Genomic DNA, 23,426 nt, shown 5'->3' on the forward strand with positions numbered 1-23,426 from the left:
CATGAAAAAGAATTTAACAATAGCACTTGTAATTATTGCCATTCTAGGGGTAATTGGTTTCGTTTTAACAAACAACAAGAAAGAAAACAAGGCAAAAACAGACATAGTAGCACAAAAAAATGCTGCCGTATCTGTAAAAACCACTGCCGTAAAAACAGAAGCAGTTACCACAGACTTTGTTGCCAACGGTAATTTTGAACCCACTCAAGAACTAACCCTTGCCGCCGAAAAATCCGGAAAAGTAGTACGTATTTTAGTAAAAGAAGGCGACTATGTGAATGTAGGACAAACGTTACTTATTGTTAGAAGTGACGTAATCAATGTAAATGCTCAAACTGCACAAGCAGCTTTTAGTAATGCACAAGCGGATTATTCAAGATACGAAAATGCTTACAAAACCGGTGGAGTTACAAAACAACAACTAGACCAAGCCAAATTAGCCTTAACCAATGCTGGAGCAAACCTAAAACAAGCCAACATTAGCGTAGGAGACACTAGAGTAAAAGCACCAATAAAAGGGTTTATAAACAAGCGATTTATTGAACCTGGATCTGTTTTGACTGGCATGCCTGCAACACCGATGTTTGAAATTGTAGATGTTTCTAAACTAAAACTACAGGTTGCCGTAAACGAAACCCAAGTTACTAGTCTAAAGATAGGTACGTCAGTAAAGGTAACTGCAAGTGTATTTCCGGATAAAGCATTTGACGGAAAAATTACTTTTATAGCCACAAAGGCAGATGAGCGTCTCAATTTTGTGGTAGAAATAGAAATAGAAAACAATGCTAATGCTAATTTAAAAGCAGGAATGTACGGTACTGCTAATTTTGCTTCTAAACAAAAACAAGAGCTAAAAGTAGTTCCAAGAAATGCTTTTGTAGGCAGCGTGAGTAGCAACAAAGTATTTGTGGTCGAAAATGGCAAAGCCAAATTAAAAACCGTAGTTGCTGGCAGAATACTAGGCAATCAAGTAGAAATTGTAGATGGATTAGCCAATGGAGAACTAGTAATTACCACCGGGCAAATCAACCTACAAGATGGTAGCTCAGTAGAAATTATAAAATAATTTAAGCGCACTCAAAACACCGCATTTTGGAGAATGCCTTAAATTAAACAAAACAAAAATATATGAAATTAGCAGAAATATCCATAAAGCGTCCGTCGTTGATAATTGTACTGTTTACAATTTTAATTCTGGGCGGACTATTCAGTTATAGCCAACTAGGCTATGAATTGATTCCAAAATTTGAACAAAATGTAATCACCATTTCAACAATTTATCCAGGAGCCTCTCCTAGTGAAATAGAAAACACGGTTACTAAAAAGATTGAAGATGGCATTGCTTCGCTAGAAAACATCAAAAAAATTGATTCCAAATCTTACGAAAGCCTATCCATTGTATCCATCACATTAACATCTAATGCCAAAATAGATGTATCGATGAATGATGCACAACGAAAGATAAATGCCCTAATTAGTGACCTACCAGAAGATGCAGAAACACCAGCATTAACAAAATTTTCCCTAAGTGATTTACCAATCATGACCATTGGGGCTAATGGCAAAATGGACGAAGCTGCTTTTTATGATTTAATTGACAAGAAGATTAGCCCAGTATTGTCCCGAGTAGAAGGAGTTGCACAAGTAAATATTATTGGAGGACAAGAACGAGAAATACAAGTAAACCTGGATGCCAACAAAATGCAAGGGTATAATCTTTCTATACCAATGGTACAACAAAGTATTTTAGCCTCCAATTTAGATTTTCCTACCGGAAATATCCAAACTCGAGAACAGAAAATTTTGATTCGTTTAGCAGGTAAGTACAAAAGCGTCGAAGAATTAAGAAACCTAGTTATTTCGTCCAAAAATGGTGTTGAAATCCGTCTAAAAGATATCGCAGACGTACAAGATGCTCAAAAAACAGCCGAAAAAATCTCTAGGATAAATCAAAAAAGTGCTATAATACTACAGATCATAAAACAATCCGATGCAAATGCGGTTGCAGTAAGTGAAGAATTAGTAAAAAGCATTCAAGAACTAGAGACAGATTACAAAGGCAGTGAGTTAAAATTAGAAATTGCAAAAGACAGCACGGTCTACACCCTAGAGGCAGCAGATTCTGTACTACATGATTTACTAATAGCAGTAATATTAGTTGCATTAGTAATGTTGTTTTTCTTGCACAGTATCCGAAACTCCTTGATTGTAATGGTAACCATACCAGCATCTTTGATTTCCACCTTTATAGGAATTTATCTTTTAGGATACACGCTAAACTTAATGAGTTTGCTAGGATTATCTCTGGTTGTAGGTATTCTGGTAGATGATGCCATTGTGGTACTAGAGAACATTTACAGGCACATGGAAATGGGCAAAAATCGCGTACGTGCAGCATACGAGGGTACCGCCGAAATTGGAGGAACCGTAACCTCTATTACTTTAGTAATTGTGGTCGTATTTTTACCTATTGCTATGAGTTCTGGATTGGTTTCTAACATTATCACCCAGTTTTGCGTTACCGTAATTATATCTACCTTGTTCTCCCTTTTGGCTTCCTTTACCATCATTCCTTGGTTGTCTTCTAGATTTGGAAAACTAGAACATATTGAAGGCAACAATTTATTTGGAAAAATAATCCTTGGCTTTGAAAGCTACCTTACGCGCTTTACCAATTGGATTTCTGAATTATTAACTTGGTGTTTAAACCATTATCTTAAAACCATTGCAGTAGTATTGATCTTGTTTTTTGGTTCTACCATAGGCTTATTGGGCGGCGGATTTATTGGAGGCGAATTTTTTGCTACCTCAGATAGTGGCGAATTTCTGGTACAGATAGAGATGCCTAAAGACGCCTCTTTGGAACAAACCAACTTCATGACCCAAAAGGCCGAAGCTTTCTTAAAAAACGAAGACTATGTACAAACCCAGATAACCACCGTTGGACAAACCAGCGAAGGATTTGGCGCCTCACAAGCTACAGCCTACAAAGCAGAAATCAACGTCAAAATGATTGAACAAAGCCAACGTTCGGACGCTGCATCTGTATATGCTGCAAAAATAAAACGCAAATTAGAAAAAGTTTTAGTGGGTGCCAAAGTAAAAACGGTGCCAGTAGGAATTTTAGGAACTGCCGAAAATGCTACCTTGGGTCTAATTGTTACAGGACCATCTGTAGAGAGCGCCATGAAATTTGCTAAACAAGCAGAAGCAGAATTGCGGACTATTGCAGGTGCAACAGAGATTAAATTGACCGTAGAGGATGGAAACCCAGAGATAAACGTACAAGTAGACCGAGATAAAATGTCTGCATTAGGATTGTCACTGCAAACTGTAGGAATGACCATGCAAACGGCCTATAGCGGAAACACCGATGGAAAGTTTAGAGCAGGAGAATACGAATACGACATCAACATTAAGTATAATGCTTATGATAGAAAAAGTATTACAGATGTTAGCAATTTGATTTTTATAAACAACCAAGGCCAACAAATTAAGTTATCCCAATTTGCCAAGATAACCGAAGGCTCTGGTCCAAGCCAATTGGAACGTAGAGACAAAACATCCTCTGTAACCGTACAAGGACAAAACGTAGGGGTTGCCTCTGGAACGATTGTTACACAGTGGAAAGAAAAAATTGAAAAAATTGAAAGACCAGTAGGAGTAAATTATATCTGGGGTGGAGATCAAGAAAATCAAAGCGAAGGTTTTGGAACACTCGGAATTGCCTTATTAGCCGCCATTGTATTAGTGTATCTAGTTATGGTCGGACTATACGATAGTTTTGTACACCCATTTGTAGTTTTATTTTCTATTCCGCTTTCGTTTATCGGAGCATTATTAGCCTTAGCATTAACCAATAATACCCTAAATATATTTACCATCTTGGGGATTATTATGCTAATTGGTCTGGTTTGTAAAAATGCCATCATGCTTGTGGATTATACCAACCAAAGAAGAGCCGCCGGCGAATCTATCCGAACCGCATTAATACAAGCCAATCATGCCAGATTACGTCCTATTTTAATGACCACCATTGCCATGGTATTTGGTATGTTTCCTATAGCATTAGCCTCTGGAGCTGGTGCCGAATGGAAAAATGGATTGGCTTGGGTAATTATTGGAGGTCTAATCAGTTCTTTGTTCTTAACATTGATCATAGTACCGGTTATCTATGAAATCATGGAAAAATTAATCCATAAATTCTCTAAGGCAGACAAAACGGACTACGAAGCAGAAATGGTTGCCGCCTACGAACCCAAAAAGCTCAGTGAAGATGGTTTTAATCCAGAACACAACCATTAAGGATCACTAAGAACACCTTTATAAACAACCAAAACCTCTCTAGTAACTCAGAGAGGTTTTTATTTTTAAAGCTACAAAAGCCCAGCATACTATTGCGATGGATTTTGTTATAAAAAGCATTCGCGTAACGTTTCCACAAAAAGACAATTACAGCAGCTCTTTTTAATGAAATAAAACCGGTTAGCTAATTCTATTGAAACAACTATTTTGATCCACTAAAAAAGGCTTTCCTAAAATTTAGGAAAGCCTTTTTGTATCAAAAAAAATAAAAAAAAACGAATTATTCTACATTTACAATTGGATCTTGTTGTTTCCAGTTTTTAACTATTGCAACACGGTTATCTGCATAATCTACTTCTGTCAAAGCGGTGTTATTCCAAAAAAACCATTTTCCTATCTTCTCTCCTTTATTATATTCTGCAACAGCAATTTTGTTACCTTTATCGTCAAAAGAAACCCATTTTCCTTGTAGTTCTCCATTTTCATAAAAACCTTGTTGTTGTACTGCACCATTTTCATGTAGGTACGTTACTTTTACCATATTTCCTATGGCTTCCAATTTTGGTTTGTTGTTTTGTGCAAATAGCATTCCTGAAACAAGTACGGCGGCAATCATTATATATTTTTTCATGGCTTAAAGTTTTTAGATTATTAAAAGTTCTATCACAAATATAAAACATATTTTTACAATTAAAAAACTATTTGATAACAATTTAGTAACATTGAAGCAAAATTTAACATTGGAGTTTCTCAAATGCAGATTTTTGAGACACTAAAAAAATCCAATTAGACAATTCATTGTTCATAAATAGTCCTAAATTTGCATCTATGTTCCTTACACGAACCAAACATCCATTTTAAAACAAATACAATGTATAGAAGTCATAATTGCGGCCAATTGAATGCCTCACATATAAATACCGAAGTAACCTTGGCAGGTTGGGTTCAAAAATCAAGAGACAAAGGATTCATGAACTGGGTAGATTTAAGAGACCGCTACGGCATCACCCAATTAGTATTTGATGAAGGCCGCACCGACACGACTGTTTTTGAACAAGCTAAAACCCTTGGTCGCGAATTTGTAATTCAAGTCCAAGGAACTGTTATTGAGCGCGAAGCCAAAAACAAAAACATACCAACGGGCGAAATTGAAATTTTGGTAACTCAATTGACTATCTTAAACACCGCATTAACACCGCCTTTTACAATAGAAGACGAAACCGATGGCGGAGAAGACATCCGAATGAAATACCGTTACTTAGACATCCGAAGAAATCCTGTCAAAAATAGCCTACTCTTTCGTCACAAAGTTGCCATGGAAGTACGCAAGTATCTTTCGGATTTGGATTTTTGCGAAGTAGAAACTCCTTATTTAATCAAGTCTACACCCGAAGGAGCCCGCGATTTTGTGGTACCATCTAGGATGAATCCAGGGCAATTCTATGCCTTACCGCAATCTCCGCAAACTTTTAAACAATTATTAATGGTAGGCGGAATGGATAAATATTTTCAGATTGTAAAATGTTTCCGTGATGAAGACCTTCGTGCAGACAGACAGCCCGAATTTACACAAATTGATTGCGAAATGGCATTTGTAGACCAAGAAGACATCTTGACTGTTTTTGAAGGATTAACACGCCATTTACTAAAAGAAATAAAAGGAGTTGAGGTAGCTAAATTTCCGCGCATGACCTATGAGCACGCCATGAAAACCTACGGAAATGACAAACCAGATATCCGCTTTGGGATGGAGTTTGCCGAATTAAATACCCTAGCGCAGCACAAAGAATTTTCCGTATTCAATAACGCAGAACTGGTAGTTGCATTAGCAGTACCAAACGGCGGAAACTACACCCGAAAAGAAATTGACGCCTTAATAGAATGGGTAAAACGCCCACAAGTAGGAGCCAACGGTATGGTGTATGTTAAATGCAATCCAGACGGAAGCTTCAAATCTTCGGTAGATAAATTTTATGATTCGGAAGATTTAGCCAATTGGGCACAAGCAACAGGAGCAAAACCAGGAGACATGATTTTTGTACTCTCTGGACCTGCCAACAAAACCAGAGCACAATTAAGTGCGCTGCGTATGGAATTAGCAACGCAATTAGGGTTAAGAAACCCCGCTGAGTTTGCCCCATTATGGGTAGTCGACTTTCCGTTGTTAGAATTTGACTCCGAAACCAGCAGATACCATGCCATGCACCACCCATTTACTTCTCCAAAACCAGAAGACATGCCTTTGCTAGAAACCGATCCAGCAAAAGTAAGAGCCAATGCCTACGACATGGTCTTGAACGGAAACGAAATTGGAGGCGGTTCTATTCGTATTCATGACAAAGCCACCCAACAATTAATGTTTAAATATTTAGGTTTCACAGAAGAGGAGGCTAAAGCACAATTTGGATTTTTAATGGATGCTTTTCAATACGGAGCTCCACCACATGGCGGCTTGGCATTTGGTCTAGACAGACTTGTGGCCATACTTGGAGGACAAGAAACCATTAGAGACTTTATTGCTTTTCCAAAAAATAATTCTGGTAGAGACGTGATGATAGACGCCCCTTCGGCAATAGATTCGGCGCAATTAAAAGAGCTACACATCCAATTAAATTAACCGAAAACACTGAAAATCAATATTTTTTATAAAAAAACGCACAATAATACCGTTCGTATGATATTAAATATTACATTTGTGTTATTATAAATTATTATTACTATTACAATGCGTACAGGTACAGTTAAATTTTTCAATGAATCAAAAGGTTACGGATTCATCACAGACGAAGAAACAGGAAAAGACATTTTTGTTCACGCTTCAGGAATCAACGCGGAAGAATTACGCGAAGGTGACAGAGTTAGCTATGAAGAAGAAGAAGGAAGAAAAGGGAAAGTTGCTGCGAAAGTAGCAGTGATCTAAGCAAAATATTTTTTGCCTAAATGTGTAAAACGTTTCGATTTATTTCGGAACGTTTTTTTTTGCTCTATATTGAAATTATATACAAAAAAATGAAAAAAAATTACACTTATTTATAATCATTAAAAATTGACGTTTATTTAGAAACCCAAAAGAACTAAATTGAACATTTGGCTTGTGTTTTAAATCCTTGAAACCTATCTTTGTTACTTATTTTAGCACCCAAAAAATAATAATTATGCAATCCGATCAATTAAGTTACATCCCAATCTTGATGCAGTCTTTGTTAGCTGTAGGATTTGTTGTAGGAACCATCCTTGTTTCTGGCAAATTGGGACCCAAAAGAAAATCTGCAACAAAAGGCAAAAATTTTGAATGCGGTATTGAATCCGTTGGTAATGCACGTATCCCATTTTCTGTAAAATATTTCTTAGTAGCTATCTTGTTTGTATTGTTTGACATAGAGGTTATCTTTTTATACCCATGGGCTGTCAACTTCAAAGAATTAGGCTTAGAAGGTATGGTTAAAATGGTAGTCTTCATGACGTTACTACTAATTGGATTTTTCTATATTATCAAAAAGAAAGCCCTAGAATGGGAATAAATTTTTATTCTAAAAAGAACAGAATTAAAAATTGTAACACAAAGGTACTTGTAATTTATAATTGAAAATTATAATTCAAAACAACAAAAAATGAGTGATTCTAATATAAATATGGTTGCCCCTCCAGAAGGTGTTGTTGGCGAAGGTTTTTTTGCAACCAAATTAAACGACGTTGTAGGACTTGCAAGAGCAAATTCTTTATGGCCGTTGCCTTTTGCGACTTCTTGTTGTGGGATTGAATTTATGGCAACCATGGCTTCTCATTATGATTTAGCCCGTTTTGGATCCGAACGCGTGAGTTTTTCTCCACGTCAGGCCGATATGCTAATGGTGATGGGAACAATTTCCAAAAAAATGGCCCCTATATTGCGTCAAGTCTATGAGCAAATGTCTGAGCCTCGTTGGGTGATAGCAGTTGGAGCATGTGCCTCTTCGGGAGGTATTTTTGACACCTATTCCGTATTGCAAGGCATCGACAAAGTAATTCCTGTGGATGTTTATGTCCCTGGATGCCCGCCAAGACCAGAACAAATAGTAGATGGCGTAATGAAATTGCAAGAATTAGTAAAAACAGAATCTGTAAGAAGAAGAAGTTCTCCAGAGTACCAAGAGTTACTCGCTTCCTATAATATCAAATAACTCAGATGGCAGTAGAAAACACCGATATACAAGAAAAATTACTTGCAACATTTAATTCTGATGTGTTTAATTTTCAACAAGAAAGAGATATTTTTTCGTTAGAAATTAATCCAGCAGTAAATACGGCCGTAATTTTATTTCTAAAAAACGACCCAAGTTTGCGTTTTCATTTTTTAACGGATTTATGTGCAGTACACTATCCCCAGAATGAAATACACAGACAATTTGCCATTGTGTACCACTTACATAATTGGTATGACAACAAACGTATCAAAATAAAAACCTTTATCCACGGACAAACCCCAGAGATAAAAACGGTATCCAACATATTCTTAAGCTCCAATTGGATGGAAAGAGAAACCTATGATTTTTACGGGGTGAATTTTATTGGACATCCACAACTAAAACGTATTTTAAACATGGATGAAATGATTTCTTTTCCAATGCGAAAAGAATTTCCGCTAGAAGATGGCGGACGTACCGATAAAGATGACCGTTTCTTTGGAAGAACAATCGATAATTGCTAAAAAGAATCTATAATTTTTCACATTCTATAAATGTCAGAACTATTATTACCACCAGAACACCGCTATGCTAAAATAGTAAAAGAGAAGCTAAATGAAGATGGAAGCGAACTTTCCATATTAAATTTAGGTCCTACTCATCCCGCCACTCATGGTATCTTTCAAAACATACTTTTGATGGATGGAGAACGAATTTTAGAAGCCGAACCAACCATTGGTTACATACATCGTGCCTTTGAAAAAATTGCCGAAAACCGTCCTTTTTACCAAATTACGCCACTTACAGATCGTATGAACTATTGCTCCTCCCCTATCAACAACATGGGATGGTGGATGACACTAGAAAAACTACTAAATATTGAAGTACCCAAGCGGGCTCAATATTTAAGAGTTATAGTAATGGAACTAGCCAGAATAACAGACCATATTATTTGCAACTCCATTTTGGGTGTAGATACAGGGGCTTATACTGGATTTTTATACGTTTTTCAATTTAGAGAAAAAGTATACGAAATTTATGAAGAAATTTGTGGAGCCCGTCTAACGACCAACATGGGAAGAATTGGTGGCTTTGAAAGAGATTGGTCTGCAGAAGCATTCCGAAAACTAGATGTGTTTTTAGAAGAATTTCCGGTGGCTTGGAAAGAATTTGAAAATTTATTTGAAAGAAACCGAATTTTTATAGATCGTACCGTAAATGTCGGTGCTATATCTGCCGAAAAAGCGGTTTCCTACGGTTTTACAGGACCTAACTTACGTGCTGCAGGAGTAGATTATGATGTCCGAGTAGCACAACCTTACAGTTCCTACGAAGATTTTGATTTCATTGTTCCTGTAGGAAAATCAGGAGACACCTACGACCGTTTTTGTGTACGTAATGCCGAGGTTTGGGAAAGCTTAAGTATTATCCGTCAAGCATTAGCCAAAATGCCCGAAGGAAACGAGTACCATGCCGATGTACCAGATTACTACCTACCCCCAAAAGAAGACGTATACACGAATATGGAATCGTTAATTTACCATTTCAAAATTGTAATGGGTGAAGTTCCTGTTCCAGTGGCCGAAATTTACCATCCTGTTGAAGGTGGAAATGGAGAATTAGGTTTTTATTTAGTTACCGACGGAAGCAGAACCCCTTACAGGCTACATTTTAGAAGACCTTGTTTTATTTACTATCAAGCATATCCAGAAATGATAAAAGGAGCACTATTATCGGATGCTATTGTTATCTTATCGAGTTTAAATGTAATTGCTGGAGAATTAGACGCATAAAGATTTCAGATTCAGAAAAAAAAATGGAAAGAACACATTACAAACAAGAAATAAATATGACTGAAGCTTTGATGTCACGCATCAATGAGTTAATCCGTCATTATCCCGAAGATAAAAGAAAATCAGCATTATTGCCTGTATTGCACGAGGTTCAAGACGCCCATGAAAATTGGTTGAGCTATGAATTAATGGATAAGGTGGCTGAAATTCTTCATATTTTACCTGTTGAAGTATACGAAGTGGTTACTTTTTATACCATGTATAATACAAAACCTGTTGGGAAATATATGTTTGAATTCTGTCAAACATCTCCTTGTTGTTTAAAAGGAACCGAAGATTTAATGGATTACACCTGTGAAAAATTAGGCGTGAAAGTAGGTGAAACAACTGCAGACGGACTTTTTGAAGTACGTGGCGTAGAATGTTTAGGTGCTTGTGGATATGCTCCTATGATGCAATTAGGTGATTTTTACAAAGAACACCTTAATGAAGACAAGATTGATCAGTTAATCACGGATTGTAGAGATAATAAAATAATATTACACGATAAATAAGATGTCAAAAAAAATATTATTAGATAAAATAAACGTACCAGGAATTAAAACCTACGAAGTATACCGCAAAGAAGGTGGCTATGCCTCTGTAGAGAAAGCTATGAAAGCAATGACTCCTGACGATGTTGTTGAAGAGGTAAAAAAATCCGGCCTTCGTGGTCGTGGAGGCGCTGGATTTCCAGCTGGATTGAAATGGAGTTTTATTGACAAAAAATCCGGAAAACCAAGGCATCTAGTTTGTAATGCCGATGAATCTGAACCAGGAACTTTTAAAGATCGGTATTTGATGGAATTTATTCCGCATTTATTGATCGAAGGAATGATTACTTCTAGTTTTGCATTGGGTGCAAACCTATCGTATATCTACATTCGTGGAGAATACATGTGGGTATACAAAATTCTAGAAAGAGCCATTGCCGAAGCCAAAGCAGCAGGTTGGTTAGGGAAAAATATATTAGGCACTGGCTATGACTTAGAACTTTATGTTCATTGTGGTGCTGGCGCTTACATCTGTGGTGAAGAAACAGCACTTATTGAATCCTTAGAAGGAAAAAGAGGCAACCCACGTATTAAGCCACCATTTCCGGCAGTTTCTGGTTTGTGGGCTAATCCAACTGTGGTAAATAATGTAGAAACTATTGCTTCGGTGCCATGGATTGTAAATAATTCTGGCGATGAGTATGCCGCAATAGGAATAGGAAGATCTACTGGAACCAAATTAATTTCGGCATCAGGACATGTAAAAAACCCTGGTGTTTATGAAATTGAATTGGGATTATCCGTGTATGAATTCATGAATTCTGACGAATATTTAGGCGGAATGAGCTCCGATAGGCCCTTGAAAGCCTTAGTACCCGGAGGATCATCGGTGCCAATTTTACCAGCCGATTTGATTTACAAAACTGCAAACGGTGAAGATCGTCTAATGACGTATGAATCTTTGAGTGATGGCGGATTTGCAACCGGATCTATGTTGGGTTCAGGAGGTTTTATTGTTTACAATGACACTTCTTGTATCGTAAGAAACACATGGAACTTTTCTCGCTTTTACCACCACGAGAGTTGTGGTCAATGTACCCCTTGTCGGGAAGGAACCGGTTGGTTAGAAAAAGTATTGTGGCGTATTGAAAATGGCCAAGGACGTGAAGAAGACATTGATTTGCTTTGGAGTATCCAGAGTAAAATTGAAGGAAACACCATTTGCCCACTTGGAGATGCGGCTTCATGGCCAGTAGCAGCTGCTATTCGTCATTTTAGAGACGAATTTGAATACCATGTTCGTTTTCCAGAAAAAATAAAAAACAGAAACCATTTTGTTGCAGAACCATTTGCTCAAGTAAAGCATTTAGTAACCAAACAAACAGTTTAAATTAGTTTCAGGTTTTAGGTTTTTTAAGTTTCAGTTGTAACAAACAGAAACTTAAAACTAAAAACTAACAAAACAAAAGTAAGAAATGAAAGTAACAATAGACGGTCAAGAAATTGAAGTGGAAGCAGGAACAACCATCTTGCAAGCAGCACGTAAGATTGGCGGAGAATCCGTACCACCAGCAATGTGTTATTACTCAAAACTAGAAGGGAGCGGCGGTAAATGCCGTTGTTGCTTAGTAGAAGTAGCCAAAGGTAGTGATGCCGACCCAAGACCAATGCCAAAGTTAATGGCTTCGTGCGTAACCGGCTGTATGGACGGAATGGAGATAAACAGCAAATCTTCGGAGAGAGTCCGCGAAGCGAGACAATCTGTAACAGAGTTTTTGCTAATCAACCACCCGTTGGACTGCCCTGTTTGTGATCAAGCCGGAGAATGCGATTTGCAGGATTTGAGTTTTGAACACGGTAAATCCAAAACCCGTTTTATTGAAGAAAAAAGAACCTTTGAACCCGAAGATATTGGTCCAAATATTCAATTGCACATGAACCGTTGTATTTTATGTCAAAGATGTGTGCAAGTTGCAGATCAACTGACCGACAACCGTGTACATGGAGTAATGGACAGAGGAGATCATGCAAACATTTCTACTTGCATATCTAAGGCAATTGACAATGAGTTTTCTGGAAACATGATTGATGTATGCCCTGTTGGTGCCTTGACAGACAAAACGTTTCGTTTTAAATCTAGAGTTTGGTTTAACAAACCATACAATGCACACCGAGAATGTACTACTCCAGGGTGTTGTGGTAAAACTACGGTTTGGATGTTTGGTGACGAGATACAACGAGTTACCGGACGTAAGGATGTGTACCATGAGGTAGAAGAATTTATTTGTAACAAATGTCGTTTTGACCATAAAGATCCTGCGGATTGGGTTATTGAAGGACCTAGAGAATTTGATAAAGATTCTGTAATCAATCAAAACAATTACACACAAAAATTAGACACTGTTCATATAGCCACCGAAGAAGGAATTCTAAAAGGGAGAGCGCAAGATCGTAAAAAAATCAGCATGCCAGACATCCCTTTGGACAAAGAGCAAGAAGAAATTTTTAAACAGGGTAATCTTTAAAAAATGGATAGTACAATTATTATAGAAAAAAGTGTGATTATCTTGGTTGTTTTTGCAATTACAATGCTAATGGCCATGTATTCTACTCTTGCAGAACGTAAAGTTGCTGCTTGGCTACAGGACCGTATAGGGCCTAACAGAGCCGGAAAAGGAGGTCTTTTGCAACCGCTAGCCGATGGTTTAAAATTATTCTCAAAAGAAGAGTTTGAACCCGATACTCCTAATCGGTTTTTGTTTTTTGTAGGGCCTGCAGTAGCCATGAGCACTGCTTTGATGGCTAGTGCGGTGATTCCGTGGGGAGATCGTTTGCACCTATTTGGCAGGGATATTATTTTGCAAGCTGCGGATATTGATGTGGCATTATTATATGTATTTGGGGTTATCTCTGTTGGAGTTTATGGAATTATGATTGGTGGATGGGCTTCTAACAATAAGTTCTCGTTGATTGGTGCCATACGTGCTGCTTCGCAAATGGTATCTTATGAAGTAGCTATGGGATTGTCTATAATTGCTTTGTTGATGATGACCGGTACGCTAAGTTTGAGAGAAATCTCTGCGCAACAACCTGGCATGCACTGGAATGTTTTTTACCAACCGCTTTCGTTTTTGATCTTTTTGATTTGCGCTTTTGCAGAAACCAATAGAACGCCTTTTGATTTGGCGGAGTGCGAAACCGAATTAATTGGAGGTTACCACACGGAATATTCGTCTATGAAAATGGGGTTTTACTTGTTTGCAGAATATGCAAATATGTTTATCTCTTCTACTATTTTGGCGGTATTGTTCTTTGGTGGATACAACTACCCAGGGATGGCTTGGGCGGTAGAAAACTGGGGAATCAATCTTGCTAACGTTATTGGAATTGCGGTTTTATTTGTAAAAATATGTGGCTTTATTTTCTTTTATATGTGGGTAAGATGGACTATTCCGAGGTTTCGATACGATCAATTGATGCATTTGGGATGGCGAATTTTAATTCCGTTGTCTATTATCAATATTATTATTACCGGAATTGTAATTCTTAGAGCAGAAATAGCCGTTTATTTGGGTTTCTAGATGGTCATAAATCTAAAATCAGAATAAATTAGGAACAAAATGTAATGTATTTAAAATTGCCTAGCCCTGATAGTAGTGAAAATCCTTTTTGTTTTTTCTTTAAAAACAAAAAGATTGTAACGGATAGCAGGAATAAGCTTCGAATAAAAATAAAAAAATGTCTATAGAAACCATATCCTTATCAGGTAGAAAAAAAGTAGTCTCTAATAAAGAGATGACTTTTTGGGAACGCATGTATCTTATTGCAATTGTCAAGGGATTGCTCATTACGATAAAGCATTTATTTAGTAGAAAAGTAACCATTCAATATCCAGAACAAGTTAGAGAGATGAGCCCGGTTTATAGAGGGCAACATCAATTGAAACGGGATGAATTGGGTCGCGAAAATTGTACTGCTTGTGGTCTTTGTGCATTGTCTTGCCCTGCGGAGGCTATCACCATGAAGGCCGAAGAGCGTAAGGCAGATGAAAAACATCTTTACAGAGAAGAAAAATATGCGTCTATATATGAGATCAATATGTTGCGTTGTATTTTTTGTGGATTGTGTGAAGAGGCTTGCCCGAAGGATGCGATTTATTTGACTAACTCTAAGGTGTTGGTGCCATCTAGTTATGAAAGGGAAGATTTTATTTTTGGAAAAGATAAACTCGTGATGCCATTAGATGTGGCAATGAAAAATGCTCAACTTAAAAACGCGAACTAATGTCTGCTACACTTATTATATTTTCTGTTTTGGCTGCCATTACTTTGGCAACAGCATTTTTGGCTATTTTTAGTAGAAATCCTATTCATAGCGCTTTGTATCTTGTGATTAGTTTTTTCTCTATTGCAGGGCATTATTTGTTGTTAAATGCACAATTTTTGGCCTTGGTACATATCATCGTATATTCGGGAGCAATTATGATTTTGTTTTTGTTTACCATTATGTTAATGAATTTGAATAAAGAGAATGAGGTTCATAAACCTAGAATTACTCGTTTGGGGGCTATTGTTTCTTTTGGTTTAATTGGGGTGGTTTTAATCTTGGTTTTTATTAATTCAAAACCTATTGTGGGAGAATATGTGGTCACTGGCGAGGATTACCAATCTATTAAAGTGTTGGGTAAGGTGCTATTGAATGAATATATGGTGCCTTTTGAATTTGCGTCTATACTATTATTGGTTGCCATGATTGGTACGGTATTATTGTCTAAAAAAGAAAAAACAGAGAAATAAAATGAACAATATTTTAAATGAAATAGGCATTGAAAACTACATCTTCTTATCGGTGATACTTTTTAGTATTGGGGTTTTTGGAGTTTTGTACCGACGCAATGCAATTATCGTATTTATGTCTATAGAAATCATGTTGAATGCTGTCAACCTTTTGTTTGTGGCTTTTTCAACTTACCATCAAGATGCACAAGGCCAGGTTTTTGTGTTTTTCTCTATGGCTGTGGCTGCCGCCGAAGTTGCTGTGGGTCTGGCTATTTTGGTTTCTATTTTTAGAAACTTGGGCTCGATTGATATCAATAATTTAAAAAACTTAAAAGGATAAATTATAATGAATACGAATTTAGCTTTACTCTTATTATTGGCTCCTTTTATAGGGTTTTTATTTAATATTTTCTTTGGAAAAAATATCGGAAAGACTGCCTCCGGAATTATAGGTACGCTTACGGTTTTGGTTTCTTTTGCGCTTTCGCTGGTTTTTTTCTTACAAATCAATCAAACGCAACTGGCTCTTAGGGTTTCAGTATTGGATTGGATACAAATTAGTACGTTTCAGGTAGACTTTGGGTTTTTATTGGACCAATTATCGGTCCTTTGGTTGCTTTTTGTTACTGGTATTGGGTCTTTGATCCATATCTATTCTATTAGTTACATGCACGATGATGAGAATATGCACAAATTTTTTGCTTACCTAAACTTGTTTATCTTCTTTATGATAACGCTTGTGATGGGTAGTAATTTGTTAGTATTGTTTATTGGCTGGGAAGGGGTTGGTTTGTGTTCGTACTTACTTATTGGGTTTTGGTACAAAAACCAAGATTTTAATGATGCGGCCAAAAAAGCCTTTATAATGAACCGTATTGGAGATTTGGGCCTATTAATTGGAATTTTTATTCTGGGCTCTATGTTTAATACTTTGGATTATACTGCCTTAAAAACAGCTATATCTGGAGCAAGTAACTTGGATCTGGGCTTGTTATCTCTGGCGGCTTTTTGCTTGTTTGTTGGTGCTTGTGGTAAATCTGCTCAAATACCGTTGTATACTTGGTTGCCAGACGCTATGGCGGGACCGACACCGGTGTCTGCTTTAATTCATGCTGCTACAATGGTTACTGCGGGTGTTTTTATGATAACCAGACTTCACTATGTATTTGATTTGGCTCCTGAGGTGCAAAATATAATTGCTATTGTAGGGGCTGTAACGTCTTTGGTGGCTGCTACCATTGCTTTGGTTCAGACGGATATTAAAAAAGTATTGGCTTACTCTACGGTTTCGCAACTGGGTTTAATGTTTTTGGCATTGGGTTTAGGCGCTTATGAGGTGGCGGTTTTTCATGTAATTACGCATGCTTTTTTTAAGGCGTGTTTGTTTTTGGGTTCTGGCTCGGTTATCCATGCGTTGCACGGAGAGCAAGATATGCGCAATATGGGTGGTTTGAAGAAAGTAATGGGAATTACCTTTGTTACCTTTCTGTTGTCTTCGTTGGCAATTTCAGGAATACCTCCTTTTTCGGGGTTTTTCTCTAAAGATGAAATATTAATGGTTGCCTTTGAGCACAATAAAGTGCTTTGGTTTATTGCTTCGTTGGCTTCCTTGCTTACTGCTTTTTATATGTTTCGGTTGTTGTATCTTACTTTTTTTAAAGAATTTAGAGGTACTGCTGAGCAAGATAAAAACCTACACGAAAGCGATGCTTTCATTACAATCCCGTTAGTAATATTGGCTGTTTTGGCTACTATTGGTGGCTTGATTAGTTTGCCATCTTCTAGTTGGTTACAAGGATATTTAGCCCCTTTGTTTGCTACAAAAGCAGCTCAAGCACATCATTTTGGCACCGTAGAATATACCTTAATGGCGGTGGCAGTATTGGCTGGTTTAGTTGGTATAGCCGTAGCATACACCAAATATATCAAGCAAAATCAAGTACCCGGCGCAGATAACGAAATTACCGGATTTTCTAAAATAGTGTATAACAAATACTATGTAGACGAGATCTATACTCTTTTGTTTGTAGATACTACCAACAACTTATCTAAGTTTTTTAGAGATTATGTAGAGACTGGTTTGTCTGCATTGGTTTTTGGTTTAGAAAAAATAACCAACGAAATAGGTTTTCAAGGAAAAAAATTACAAAGCGGAAGTGTTGGTTTTTATCTTTTTGTTTTTGTTTTAGGTCTTTGTGCCATTATAACCTATTTATTTTTAGCTCAATAATTTTATATTATGAATGTATCTCTATTACTGATTATACTTTTAGTTGGCGCAGTAGCAACGTATCTAGCTGGTAACAAATTAGCCTCGAAAGTAGCCTTGCTATTTAGCCTTGCATCTCTAGGATGTACGGTGGTTTTATTAAATCATTTCAACCTTGGTCAAAACATTAGTTTTATAAGCCAATGGATCACACAGCCTAAGGTCTCTTTTGCTTTGCAAGCAGATGGTTTAGCAATAGCAATGCTCTTGCTAACTACGGCACTAACTCCAATTATTATTTATGCCTCGTTTGCAAATACCTACAAAAATGCCAAAGCCTTTTATGCTTTGGTTTTGTTTATGGCTTTTGCAATGTGCGGCACTTTCTTGGCTTCTGATGGTCTTTTGTACTACATATTTTGGGAATTAGCATTAATACCGATTTATTTTATTGCACTAATTTGGGGCAACGCAGATCTGGAAGAACGACGAAAAGCAGTAGTAAAATTCTTTATTTATACTCTAGCTGGCTCTTTATTTATGCTAGTAGCCTTTGTGTATATGTACCAAAAAGCTGGCAGTTTTTTAATCCAAGATTTATATGCTTTGGATCTTTCGGCCACAGAACAATTATGGATTTTCTTGGCTTTTTTCTTGGCCTATGCTATTAAGATTCCGATCATACCTTTTCATACCTGGCAAGCAAATGTATACCAAAAAGCTCCTACAGTAGGCACAATGTTGCTATCCGGGATTATGCTCAAAATGGGATTGTACAGCATTATCCGTTGGCAGCTACCAATTGCGCCCTTGGCCGCCAAAGAATACCAAACTATTTTTATTAGTTTAGGAATAGCAGGAGTAATCTATGGATCTATTGTTGCTTTAAGACAAAAAGATTTAAAGAAACTATTAGCCTACTCTTCTTTAGCGCACGTTGGTCTGATTGCTGCCGGAACCTACGCACTGAATTTAGATGGTCTACGAGGTGCTGTTTTGCAAATGATAGCACACGGATTTGTGGTAGTAGGTTTGTTTTTTATAGCCGAAATAATTTTTAGAAGATACCAAACAAACGTAATTTCTGAAATGGGCGGCATCCGTTCTCAGGCAACCGGTTTTGCTTCGTTATTTTTGATCTTGGTCTTGGCATCCGTGGCATTGCCAACAACCTTTAATTTTGTTGGAGAATTTATGGTACTCTATGGCTTGTCTCAAATAAACATCTGGTTTGCCTTGCTTGGAGGAACAACCATTATTTTAGGCGCTTATTATATGTTAAAAATGTACCAGTATGTAATGCTTGGAGAAACCAATACCAAAAAATTTGCAGAGGTTTCTGTTAATGAAGCGGTAACTTTGGTTATTATTGTAGCTGTTTTGTTCTTTTTTGGAATGTATCCAAAACCAATTACAGACTTGATTACACCAAGTTTAGAAAATATTATCACTCAAATAAATAGAATTAACTAGTCAAATAAAAAAAATGAATACATTAATAGCTATAATAGGATTGGGTGTTTTATGCCTTTTATTTGAAATCTTTGAAGCAAGAAAGGCGCTTATTCCAGCAACCGTTATTGGATTGTTGGGCGTGCTTGGGCTTACCATATCCGAATTTAATACGCCACAGGCCTATTATAACAACATGATTGTAGTGAGTAAATTTTCTGCTGCTTTCTCTGCGTTGTTTATCGTTCTAACTATATTTTTAGTTACACTCGGACATAAATTTTATCAAAACAACCAATCCAAACTATCTGATTTTATTGCCATAAAAATATTTTTACTCGCTGGAGCAGTCGCAATGGTTTCTTTTGGAAATTTAGCCATGTTCTTTTTGGGGATTGAAGTGTTATCTATTGCCCTTTATATTTTGGCTTCTAGCAACCGATTGAGCATAAAAAGCAACGAGGCGGGACTAAAATATTTTCTTATGGGATCTTTTGCATCTGGAATTATTCTTTTTGGAATTTGTTTGATTTATGGCGCAATGGGAAGTTTTGATGTTATCGAAATCAGTGAATTGTCCCGATCTGCAGAGTTACCAATTTGGTTTCCTATCGGAATTGTACTGGTTTTTATAGGGATGTTATTTAAAATTGCTGCGGTACCATTTCATTTTTGGGCACCAGATGTTTATGAAGGTTCTCCGGCGTTGACTACTGCTTTAATGAGCACTTTAGCAAAAGTGGTTGCTATAGCCTCTTTGTACAAATTAGTAACTGCCATGAATGCGGATATTTCAGAGAGTTTTCAGTTAGTAATTGTTATTATTTCTATGGCTTCGATGACCGTTGGTAATATTATGGCACTGCGTCAGGTTAACGTAAAACGTATGCTTGCATTTTCGGGCATATCCCATGCAGGATTTATGCTAATGACGCTCTTGAGCACCACCAATGCTGCAGCTACACTATTGTATTATACCTCGGCGTATGCCCTAGCGGGTATTGCTGCATTTAGTGTTATATTGTATGTTTGTAAAAACCATGAAAATGAAGATATTACTAATTTTCATGGTTTAGGAAAAACCAACGCCTTATTGGCGGCCATTCTTACAGCATCCTTATTATCTATGGCGGGTATTCCTATATTTTCGGGATTTTTTGCTAAATTATTTTTATTCAATCAAACCATACAGGCTGGATATTTAGCCCTAGTAATTGTTGCGATACTGAACTCTATTATCAGTGTAGGATATTACTTTAAATTAATCCTAGCCATGTACACCAAAGAACCTAATGAAGCCCGAACTGCAACTCCTGTTGTTATTTATGCTGTGGCAATAGTTGCTATTGTATTGAATATTGCATTAGGATTGTTTCCGTCATTAGTTATGGATTTATTACCTTAAAATTCTTTTTGTTTGTATACCAAAACCCATCAAATACCTTTTTTGATGGGTTTTTTGTTTACAGATAGCTGAGGATCTCTAAGGGTTGTTTTGCCAATAAATCCTTAAAACCTATTTTAACTACTTTTTTTTGAATACATTTGTATATACAAATTTTTAAATTAATTCCTTAAAAAATGGCTACAAAACTAAAAATACAAATTTGGTCCGATGTAATGTGTCCATATTGTTATATCGGAAAAAGAAGAATCGAAGCTGCGCTTGCGCAATTTGAGCATAGGGATAATGTAGAAATAGAATGGAAGAGTTTTCAATTGGACGCCAATTTTATAGCCTCTGCTGAAGACAGTATTGTGGAGCATTTGGCCGAAAAATATCGTAAAGATGTGCACTGGGCGCAAGAAATGATGCAGAGCATGACTCAAAATGCAAAGAGTGCAGGTCTAGACTTTAGACTGGAAAAGGCTATTATGGCAAACTCCTTTAATGCCCACCGCCTATTGCATCTAGCCAAAAAATACCAGCTATCCAATACAATGGAAGAAATCCTGTTTAAAGCCTATTTGACGGATGGCAAAAATGTAAATGATTTGGTAACTCTTAAAGAGTTAGCGCTACAAGTGGGTTTGCCAGAACAGGAGGTGGATGCGGTTTTAGAAACGGATGCTTACGCGAAAGAGGTGCATGCGGATCTTGAAATGGCGCAAAACATAGGGGTAAAAGGGGTTCCATTTTTTGTGTTTGACTCTAAATATGCGGTCTCTGGTGCACAAGAAGTAGATACTTTTGTGAAAACGCTAGAAAAAGTTTGGGAAGATGGCCATTACAATATTCCACTAGAGGACTTAAGTGCTCAGGATGGTGCTTCTTGTGGTACGCAAGGCTGTAATTAAACCACTATACTCCTAGCCCCGATAGTAGCGGCATCCTTTTTATCCTGATTTTTTTCAGGATAAAAAGATATAGCGGATAGCGGGATGAAGCTCCTTAGAAAGACTATTTGTTAACAAATAAAATAATTTCAGGCTTTGTAACTAGGGCTTTGTTGGTAATTGGTTAATTTTGCAATATGTATGCTTTAGTAGATTGTAATAATTTTTATGCCTCTTGTGAACGTGTATTTCAACCAGAATACAACGGCAGGCCTATTGCCGTATTGTCTAACAATGATGGCTGCGTGATTTCGAGGAGTTATGAGGCTAAGGCGGTTGGCGTTCCGATGGGGGCGCCTGCTTTTAGAATAAAAGAGTTGGTTAAGGAGCAGGATGTTACACTATTTTCGTCCAATTATGCACTCTATGGGGATTTGAGTAATCGGGTTATGGGGATATTGGCTCAATTTACGCCGCACGTAGAGATTTATAGTATTGATGAGGCTTTTTTGGATTTGGAAGGCATATCGGTTACTAATTATTCTCAATATGGTGCTTTGATCAAAGAAAGGATTCAAAAATGGGTCGGAATTCCGGTGTGTATTGGCTTTGCAGAAACGAAAGTTTTGGCTAAACTGGCCAATAAAATAGCCAAAAAATTTCCGGAAAGAACTGCTGGTGTTTATGTTATAGATACCGACCAAAAAAGATACAAGGCGCTAAAATGGGCTGCTATTGAAGAGGTCTGGGGCATTGGGCATCGCACGGCGCAAAAGGCTCGGCTGCGCAAAATAAACACGGCTCTTGATTTTATACAGCCCCAACATGAGTCTTGGATTAAAAAAGAACTTGGGGTGGTAGGAATGCGCCTTAAATATGAGCTGGAAGGAAAGTCTGTTTTGGATTTAGAACCAGAGATGGAGCAAAAAAAGAGCATTTCTATTAGTCGAAGTTTTCCGATACAAATTGCAGATTATGATTTACTACGCGAGCGTGTTGCTACTTTTGCAGCAGTATGCGCCGAAAAACTACGCAAACAAAACTCCTGTTGTCATACTATAATGGTGTTTTTGGTGGTGGACAAACACCGTATAATAACTTCTAAATATTATTTTAATAGTGCTCTAACTCTGCCGTATGCAACAAATTCTACTCTGACAATTGCCGATGCTGCGGTAACAATTTTAAAAAGGCTGCACCAAGGCAATGCCCATTTAAAATTTAAAAAAGCAGGTGTTGTACTTACAGAACTGGTAGATGAAGATGCCAAACAATGGCAACTCTTTGAAGAAGAAAATCCAAAACACCAAGCGCTGATGAAAGCCATGGATGCCATAAATACAAAAATTGGGACTACAAAAGTAAAACTAGCCTCACAAGATTTAGGCCTAACTTGGAATATGAATCAAAACCATTTGTCGTCAAAATACACTACTAACTTTAAGGAAATACTACAAATAAATTGTTTGTGATGAAAGACCAGAAACTGACGATGTTTTGTCCGGATTTAAATAGCGCGCTAAAAATTCCATTTATTGCAGATGGGGTTTCGGCAGGGTTTCCGTCTCCGGCTACCGATTTTTTAGAAAATAATATTGATCTAAATAAGGAACTATCCCAAAATCCTTTGGCTACTTTTTACATAAAAGTGAAAGGGAACTCTATGATGGATGCGGGGATAAATGACAAAGATGTATTGGTGGTAGATCGAAGTCTGGAACCTCAAAACAACAAAGTTGCGGTTTGTTATGTTGATGGGGCTTTTACGGTCAAACGTATTTTGTTAGAAAAAGACTGTTTGTATTTGATGCCCGAAAACAAAGAATATTCTCCTATAAAAATAACCAAAGATATGGAGTTGATTATTTGGGGAATTGTTACCTATGTGATAAAAAAAATCTGAAATTAAACGTATT

The 23,426-nt window shown here is 37.1% G+C and carries 22 protein-coding genes; 21 read left to right on the forward strand and 1 reads right to left on the reverse strand.

Translation table 11 applies throughout. From position 1 onward, the window contains the following. Position 1 precedes the first annotated feature (1 nt). Both LB076_RS01580 and LB076_RS01585 read left to right on the forward strand, forming a co-directional pair. Positions 2-1,066, forward strand: coding sequence for an efflux RND transporter periplasmic adaptor subunit (locus LB076_RS01580; protein WP_066335816.1), 1,065 nt, complete (start codon positions 2-4; stop codon positions 1,064-1,066). Between the two features lie 62 nt (positions 1,067-1,128). Continuing rightward, positions 1,129-4,305 (forward strand): efflux RND transporter permease subunit, encoded by a 3,177-nt coding sequence (locus tag LB076_RS01585; protein ID WP_066335815.1) that lies wholly within the window; start codon positions 1,129-1,131, stop codon positions 4,303-4,305. Positions 4,306-4,585: 280 nt separating this feature from the next. Here LB076_RS01585 and LB076_RS01590 read toward each other — a convergent pair whose 3' ends face one another. Next, complete coding sequence (locus tag LB076_RS01590) at positions 4,586-4,936, reverse strand: toxin-antitoxin system YwqK family antitoxin (protein WP_066335814.1); 351 nt, start codon at positions 4,934-4,936, stop codon at positions 4,586-4,588. A gap of 240 nt (positions 4,937-5,176) precedes the next feature. Between LB076_RS01590 and aspS the strand changes: the two genes are divergently transcribed. The 19 genes from aspS to LB076_RS01685 all read left to right on the forward strand — a co-directional run bounded on the left by aspS (position 5,177) and on the right by LB076_RS01685 (position 23,413). After that, entirely contained in the window at positions 5,177-6,922 is a 1,746-nt protein-coding gene (gene aspS, locus LB076_RS01595) for an aspartate--tRNA ligase (protein ID WP_066335812.1), read from the forward strand. Between the two features lie 108 nt (positions 6,923-7,030). Beyond that, positions 7,031-7,225, forward strand: coding sequence for a cold-shock protein (locus LB076_RS01600; protein ID WP_007137066.1), 195 nt, complete (start codon positions 7,031-7,033; stop codon positions 7,223-7,225). A 235-nt stretch (positions 7,226-7,460) separates the two neighbouring features. Next, a complete protein-coding gene (locus tag LB076_RS01605; RefSeq protein WP_066335809.1) occupies positions 7,461-7,826 on the forward strand; it encodes an NADH-quinone oxidoreductase subunit A in 366 nt (121 codons plus the stop codon). Between the two features lie 90 nt (positions 7,827-7,916). Further along, on the forward strand, positions 7,917-8,465 hold the full coding sequence (locus LB076_RS01610) for an NADH-quinone oxidoreductase subunit B (RefSeq protein ID WP_066335808.1): 549 nt from the start codon (positions 7,917-7,919) through the stop codon (positions 8,463-8,465). Between the two features lie 5 nt (positions 8,466-8,470). Continuing rightward, positions 8,471-8,992, forward strand: a complete 522-nt coding sequence (locus LB076_RS01615; protein WP_066335807.1) for an NADH-quinone oxidoreductase subunit C — start codon at positions 8,471-8,473, stop codon at positions 8,990-8,992. 30 nt (positions 8,993-9,022) lie between these two features. Next, positions 9,023-10,261: an NADH-quinone oxidoreductase subunit D gene (locus tag LB076_RS01620; RefSeq protein ID WP_066335806.1), complete on the forward strand. Its 1,239-nt coding sequence runs from the start codon at positions 9,023-9,025 to the stop codon at positions 10,259-10,261. Between the two features lie 23 nt (positions 10,262-10,284). Continuing rightward, positions 10,285-10,815 carry an NADH-quinone oxidoreductase subunit NuoE family protein gene (locus LB076_RS01625; protein WP_066335805.1) on the forward strand — a complete coding sequence of 177 codons (531 nt, stop codon included), beginning with the start codon at positions 10,285-10,287 and terminating at the stop codon, positions 10,813-10,815. A 1-nt stretch (position 10,816) separates the two neighbouring features. After that, on the forward strand, positions 10,817-12,184 hold the full coding sequence (gene nuoF, locus LB076_RS01630; protein WP_066335802.1) for an NADH-quinone oxidoreductase subunit NuoF: 1,368 nt from the start codon (positions 10,817-10,819) through the stop codon (positions 12,182-12,184). Positions 12,185-12,269: 85 nt separating this feature from the next. After that, entirely contained in the window at positions 12,270-13,319 is a 1,050-nt protein-coding gene (locus LB076_RS01635) for an NADH-quinone oxidoreductase subunit G (protein WP_066335796.1), read from the forward strand. Positions 13,320-13,322: 3 nt separating this feature from the next. Next, positions 13,323-14,375 carry an NADH-quinone oxidoreductase subunit NuoH gene (gene nuoH, locus LB076_RS01640; protein ID WP_066335793.1) on the forward strand — a complete coding sequence of 351 codons (1,053 nt, stop codon included), beginning with the start codon at positions 13,323-13,325 and terminating at the stop codon, positions 14,373-14,375. A 157-nt stretch (positions 14,376-14,532) separates the two neighbouring features. Further along, positions 14,533-15,078: a NuoI/complex I 23 kDa subunit family protein gene (locus LB076_RS01645; RefSeq protein WP_066335791.1), complete on the forward strand. Its 546-nt coding sequence runs from the start codon at positions 14,533-14,535 to the stop codon at positions 15,076-15,078. Continuing rightward, the gene (locus LB076_RS01650) at positions 15,078-15,590 is read left to right on the forward strand and encodes an NADH-quinone oxidoreductase subunit J family protein (protein ID WP_066335789.1); all 513 of its coding nucleotides are present in this window, start codon (positions 15,078-15,080) and stop codon (positions 15,588-15,590) included. Before LB076_RS01645 ends, LB076_RS01650 begins: the two co-directional genes overlap by 1 nt. A 1-nt stretch (position 15,591) precedes the next feature. Then, on the forward strand, positions 15,592-15,912 hold the full coding sequence (gene nuoK, locus LB076_RS01655) for an NADH-quinone oxidoreductase subunit NuoK (RefSeq protein WP_026707820.1): 321 nt from the start codon (positions 15,592-15,594) through the stop codon (positions 15,910-15,912). Positions 15,913-15,918: 6 nt separating this feature from the next. Next, positions 15,919-17,802, forward strand: a complete 1,884-nt coding sequence (gene nuoL / locus LB076_RS01660; protein WP_066335783.1) for an NADH-quinone oxidoreductase subunit L — start codon at positions 15,919-15,921, stop codon at positions 17,800-17,802. Between the two features lie 9 nt (positions 17,803-17,811). After that, positions 17,812-19,254 carry a complex I subunit 4 family protein gene (locus LB076_RS01665; protein WP_066335778.1) on the forward strand — a complete coding sequence of 481 codons (1,443 nt, stop codon included), beginning with the start codon at positions 17,812-17,814 and terminating at the stop codon, positions 19,252-19,254. A 13-nt stretch (positions 19,255-19,267) separates the two neighbouring features. Next, positions 19,268-20,638 (forward strand): NADH-quinone oxidoreductase subunit N, encoded by a 1,371-nt coding sequence (locus tag LB076_RS01670; RefSeq protein ID WP_066335777.1) that lies wholly within the window; start codon positions 19,268-19,270, stop codon positions 20,636-20,638. A gap of 176 nt (positions 20,639-20,814) precedes the next feature. Next, positions 20,815-21,531, forward strand: a complete 717-nt coding sequence (locus LB076_RS01675) for a DsbA family oxidoreductase (protein ID WP_066335774.1) — start codon at positions 20,815-20,817, stop codon at positions 21,529-21,531. 176 nt (positions 21,532-21,707) lie between these two features. Continuing rightward, on the forward strand, positions 21,708-22,982 hold the full coding sequence (locus tag LB076_RS01680; protein ID WP_066335773.1) for a Y-family DNA polymerase: 1,275 nt from the start codon (positions 21,708-21,710) through the stop codon (positions 22,980-22,982). After that, positions 22,982-23,413 carry a LexA family protein gene (locus tag LB076_RS01685; RefSeq protein ID WP_066335772.1) on the forward strand — a complete coding sequence of 144 codons (432 nt, stop codon included), beginning with the start codon at positions 22,982-22,984 and terminating at the stop codon, positions 23,411-23,413. The genes LB076_RS01680 and LB076_RS01685 overlap by 1 nt, the downstream gene beginning before the upstream one ends. Positions 23,414-23,426: the final 13 nt, after the last annotated feature.

The organism is Flavobacterium crassostreae (genome assembly GCF_001831475.1).
In the GTDB taxonomy this organism is placed as follows: Bacteria; Bacteroidota; Bacteroidia; order Flavobacteriales; family Flavobacteriaceae; genus Flavobacterium; species Flavobacterium crassostreae.

What these genes read in the sequence shown, in the direction of transcription:
- nuoK (WP_026707820.1), top strand. Translation starts at nt 15,592, where the DNA reads ATGAACAATATTTTAAATGAAATAGGCATTGAAAACTACATCTTCTTA.
- LB076_RS01615 (WP_066335807.1), top strand. Translation starts at nt 8,471, where the DNA reads ATGGCAGTAGAAAACACCGATATACAAGAAAAATTACTTGCAACATTT.
- LB076_RS01685 (WP_066335772.1), top strand. Translation starts at nt 22,982, where the DNA reads ATGAAAGACCAGAAACTGACGATGTTTTGTCCGGATTTAAATAGCGCG.
- nuoL (WP_066335783.1), top strand. Translation starts at nt 15,919, where the DNA reads ATGAATACGAATTTAGCTTTACTCTTATTATTGGCTCCTTTTATAGGG.
- nuoH (WP_066335793.1), top strand. Translation starts at nt 13,323, where the DNA reads ATGGATAGTACAATTATTATAGAAAAAAGTGTGATTATCTTGGTTGTT.
- LB076_RS01670 (WP_066335777.1), top strand. Translation starts at nt 19,268, where the DNA reads ATGAATACATTAATAGCTATAATAGGATTGGGTGTTTTATGCCTTTTA.
- LB076_RS01585 (WP_066335815.1), top strand. Translation starts at nt 1,129, where the DNA reads ATGAAATTAGCAGAAATATCCATAAAGCGTCCGTCGTTGATAATTGTA.
- LB076_RS01680 (WP_066335773.1), top strand. Translation starts at nt 21,708, where the DNA reads ATGTATGCTTTAGTAGATTGTAATAATTTTTATGCCTCTTGTGAACGT.
- nuoF (WP_066335802.1), top strand. Translation starts at nt 10,817, where the DNA reads ATGTCAAAAAAAATATTATTAGATAAAATAAACGTACCAGGAATTAAA.
- aspS (WP_066335812.1), top strand. Translation starts at nt 5,177, where the DNA reads ATGTATAGAAGTCATAATTGCGGCCAATTGAATGCCTCACATATAAAT.
- LB076_RS01665 (WP_066335778.1), top strand. Translation starts at nt 17,812, where the DNA reads ATGAATGTATCTCTATTACTGATTATACTTTTAGTTGGCGCAGTAGCA.
- LB076_RS01590 (WP_066335814.1), bottom strand. Translation starts at nt 4,936, where the DNA reads ATGAAAAAATATATAATGATTGCCGCCGTACTTGTTTCAGGAATGCTA.
- LB076_RS01610 (WP_066335808.1), top strand. Translation starts at nt 7,917, where the DNA reads ATGAGTGATTCTAATATAAATATGGTTGCCCCTCCAGAAGGTGTTGTT.
- LB076_RS01620 (WP_066335806.1), top strand. Translation starts at nt 9,023, where the DNA reads ATGTCAGAACTATTATTACCACCAGAACACCGCTATGCTAAAATAGTA.
- LB076_RS01600 (WP_007137066.1), top strand. Translation starts at nt 7,031, where the DNA reads ATGCGTACAGGTACAGTTAAATTTTTCAATGAATCAAAAGGTTACGGA.
- LB076_RS01650 (WP_066335789.1), top strand. Translation starts at nt 15,078, where the DNA reads ATGTCTGCTACACTTATTATATTTTCTGTTTTGGCTGCCATTACTTTG.
- LB076_RS01635 (WP_066335796.1), top strand. Translation starts at nt 12,270, where the DNA reads ATGAAAGTAACAATAGACGGTCAAGAAATTGAAGTGGAAGCAGGAACA.
- LB076_RS01580 (WP_066335816.1), top strand. Translation starts at nt 2, where the DNA reads ATGAAAAAGAATTTAACAATAGCACTTGTAATTATTGCCATTCTAGGG.
- LB076_RS01625 (WP_066335805.1), top strand. Translation starts at nt 10,285, where the DNA reads ATGGAAAGAACACATTACAAACAAGAAATAAATATGACTGAAGCTTTG.
- LB076_RS01675 (WP_066335774.1), top strand. Translation starts at nt 20,815, where the DNA reads ATGGCTACAAAACTAAAAATACAAATTTGGTCCGATGTAATGTGTCCA.
- LB076_RS01645 (WP_066335791.1), top strand. Translation starts at nt 14,533, where the DNA reads ATGTCTATAGAAACCATATCCTTATCAGGTAGAAAAAAAGTAGTCTCT.
- LB076_RS01605 (WP_066335809.1), top strand. Translation starts at nt 7,461, where the DNA reads ATGCAATCCGATCAATTAAGTTACATCCCAATCTTGATGCAGTCTTTG.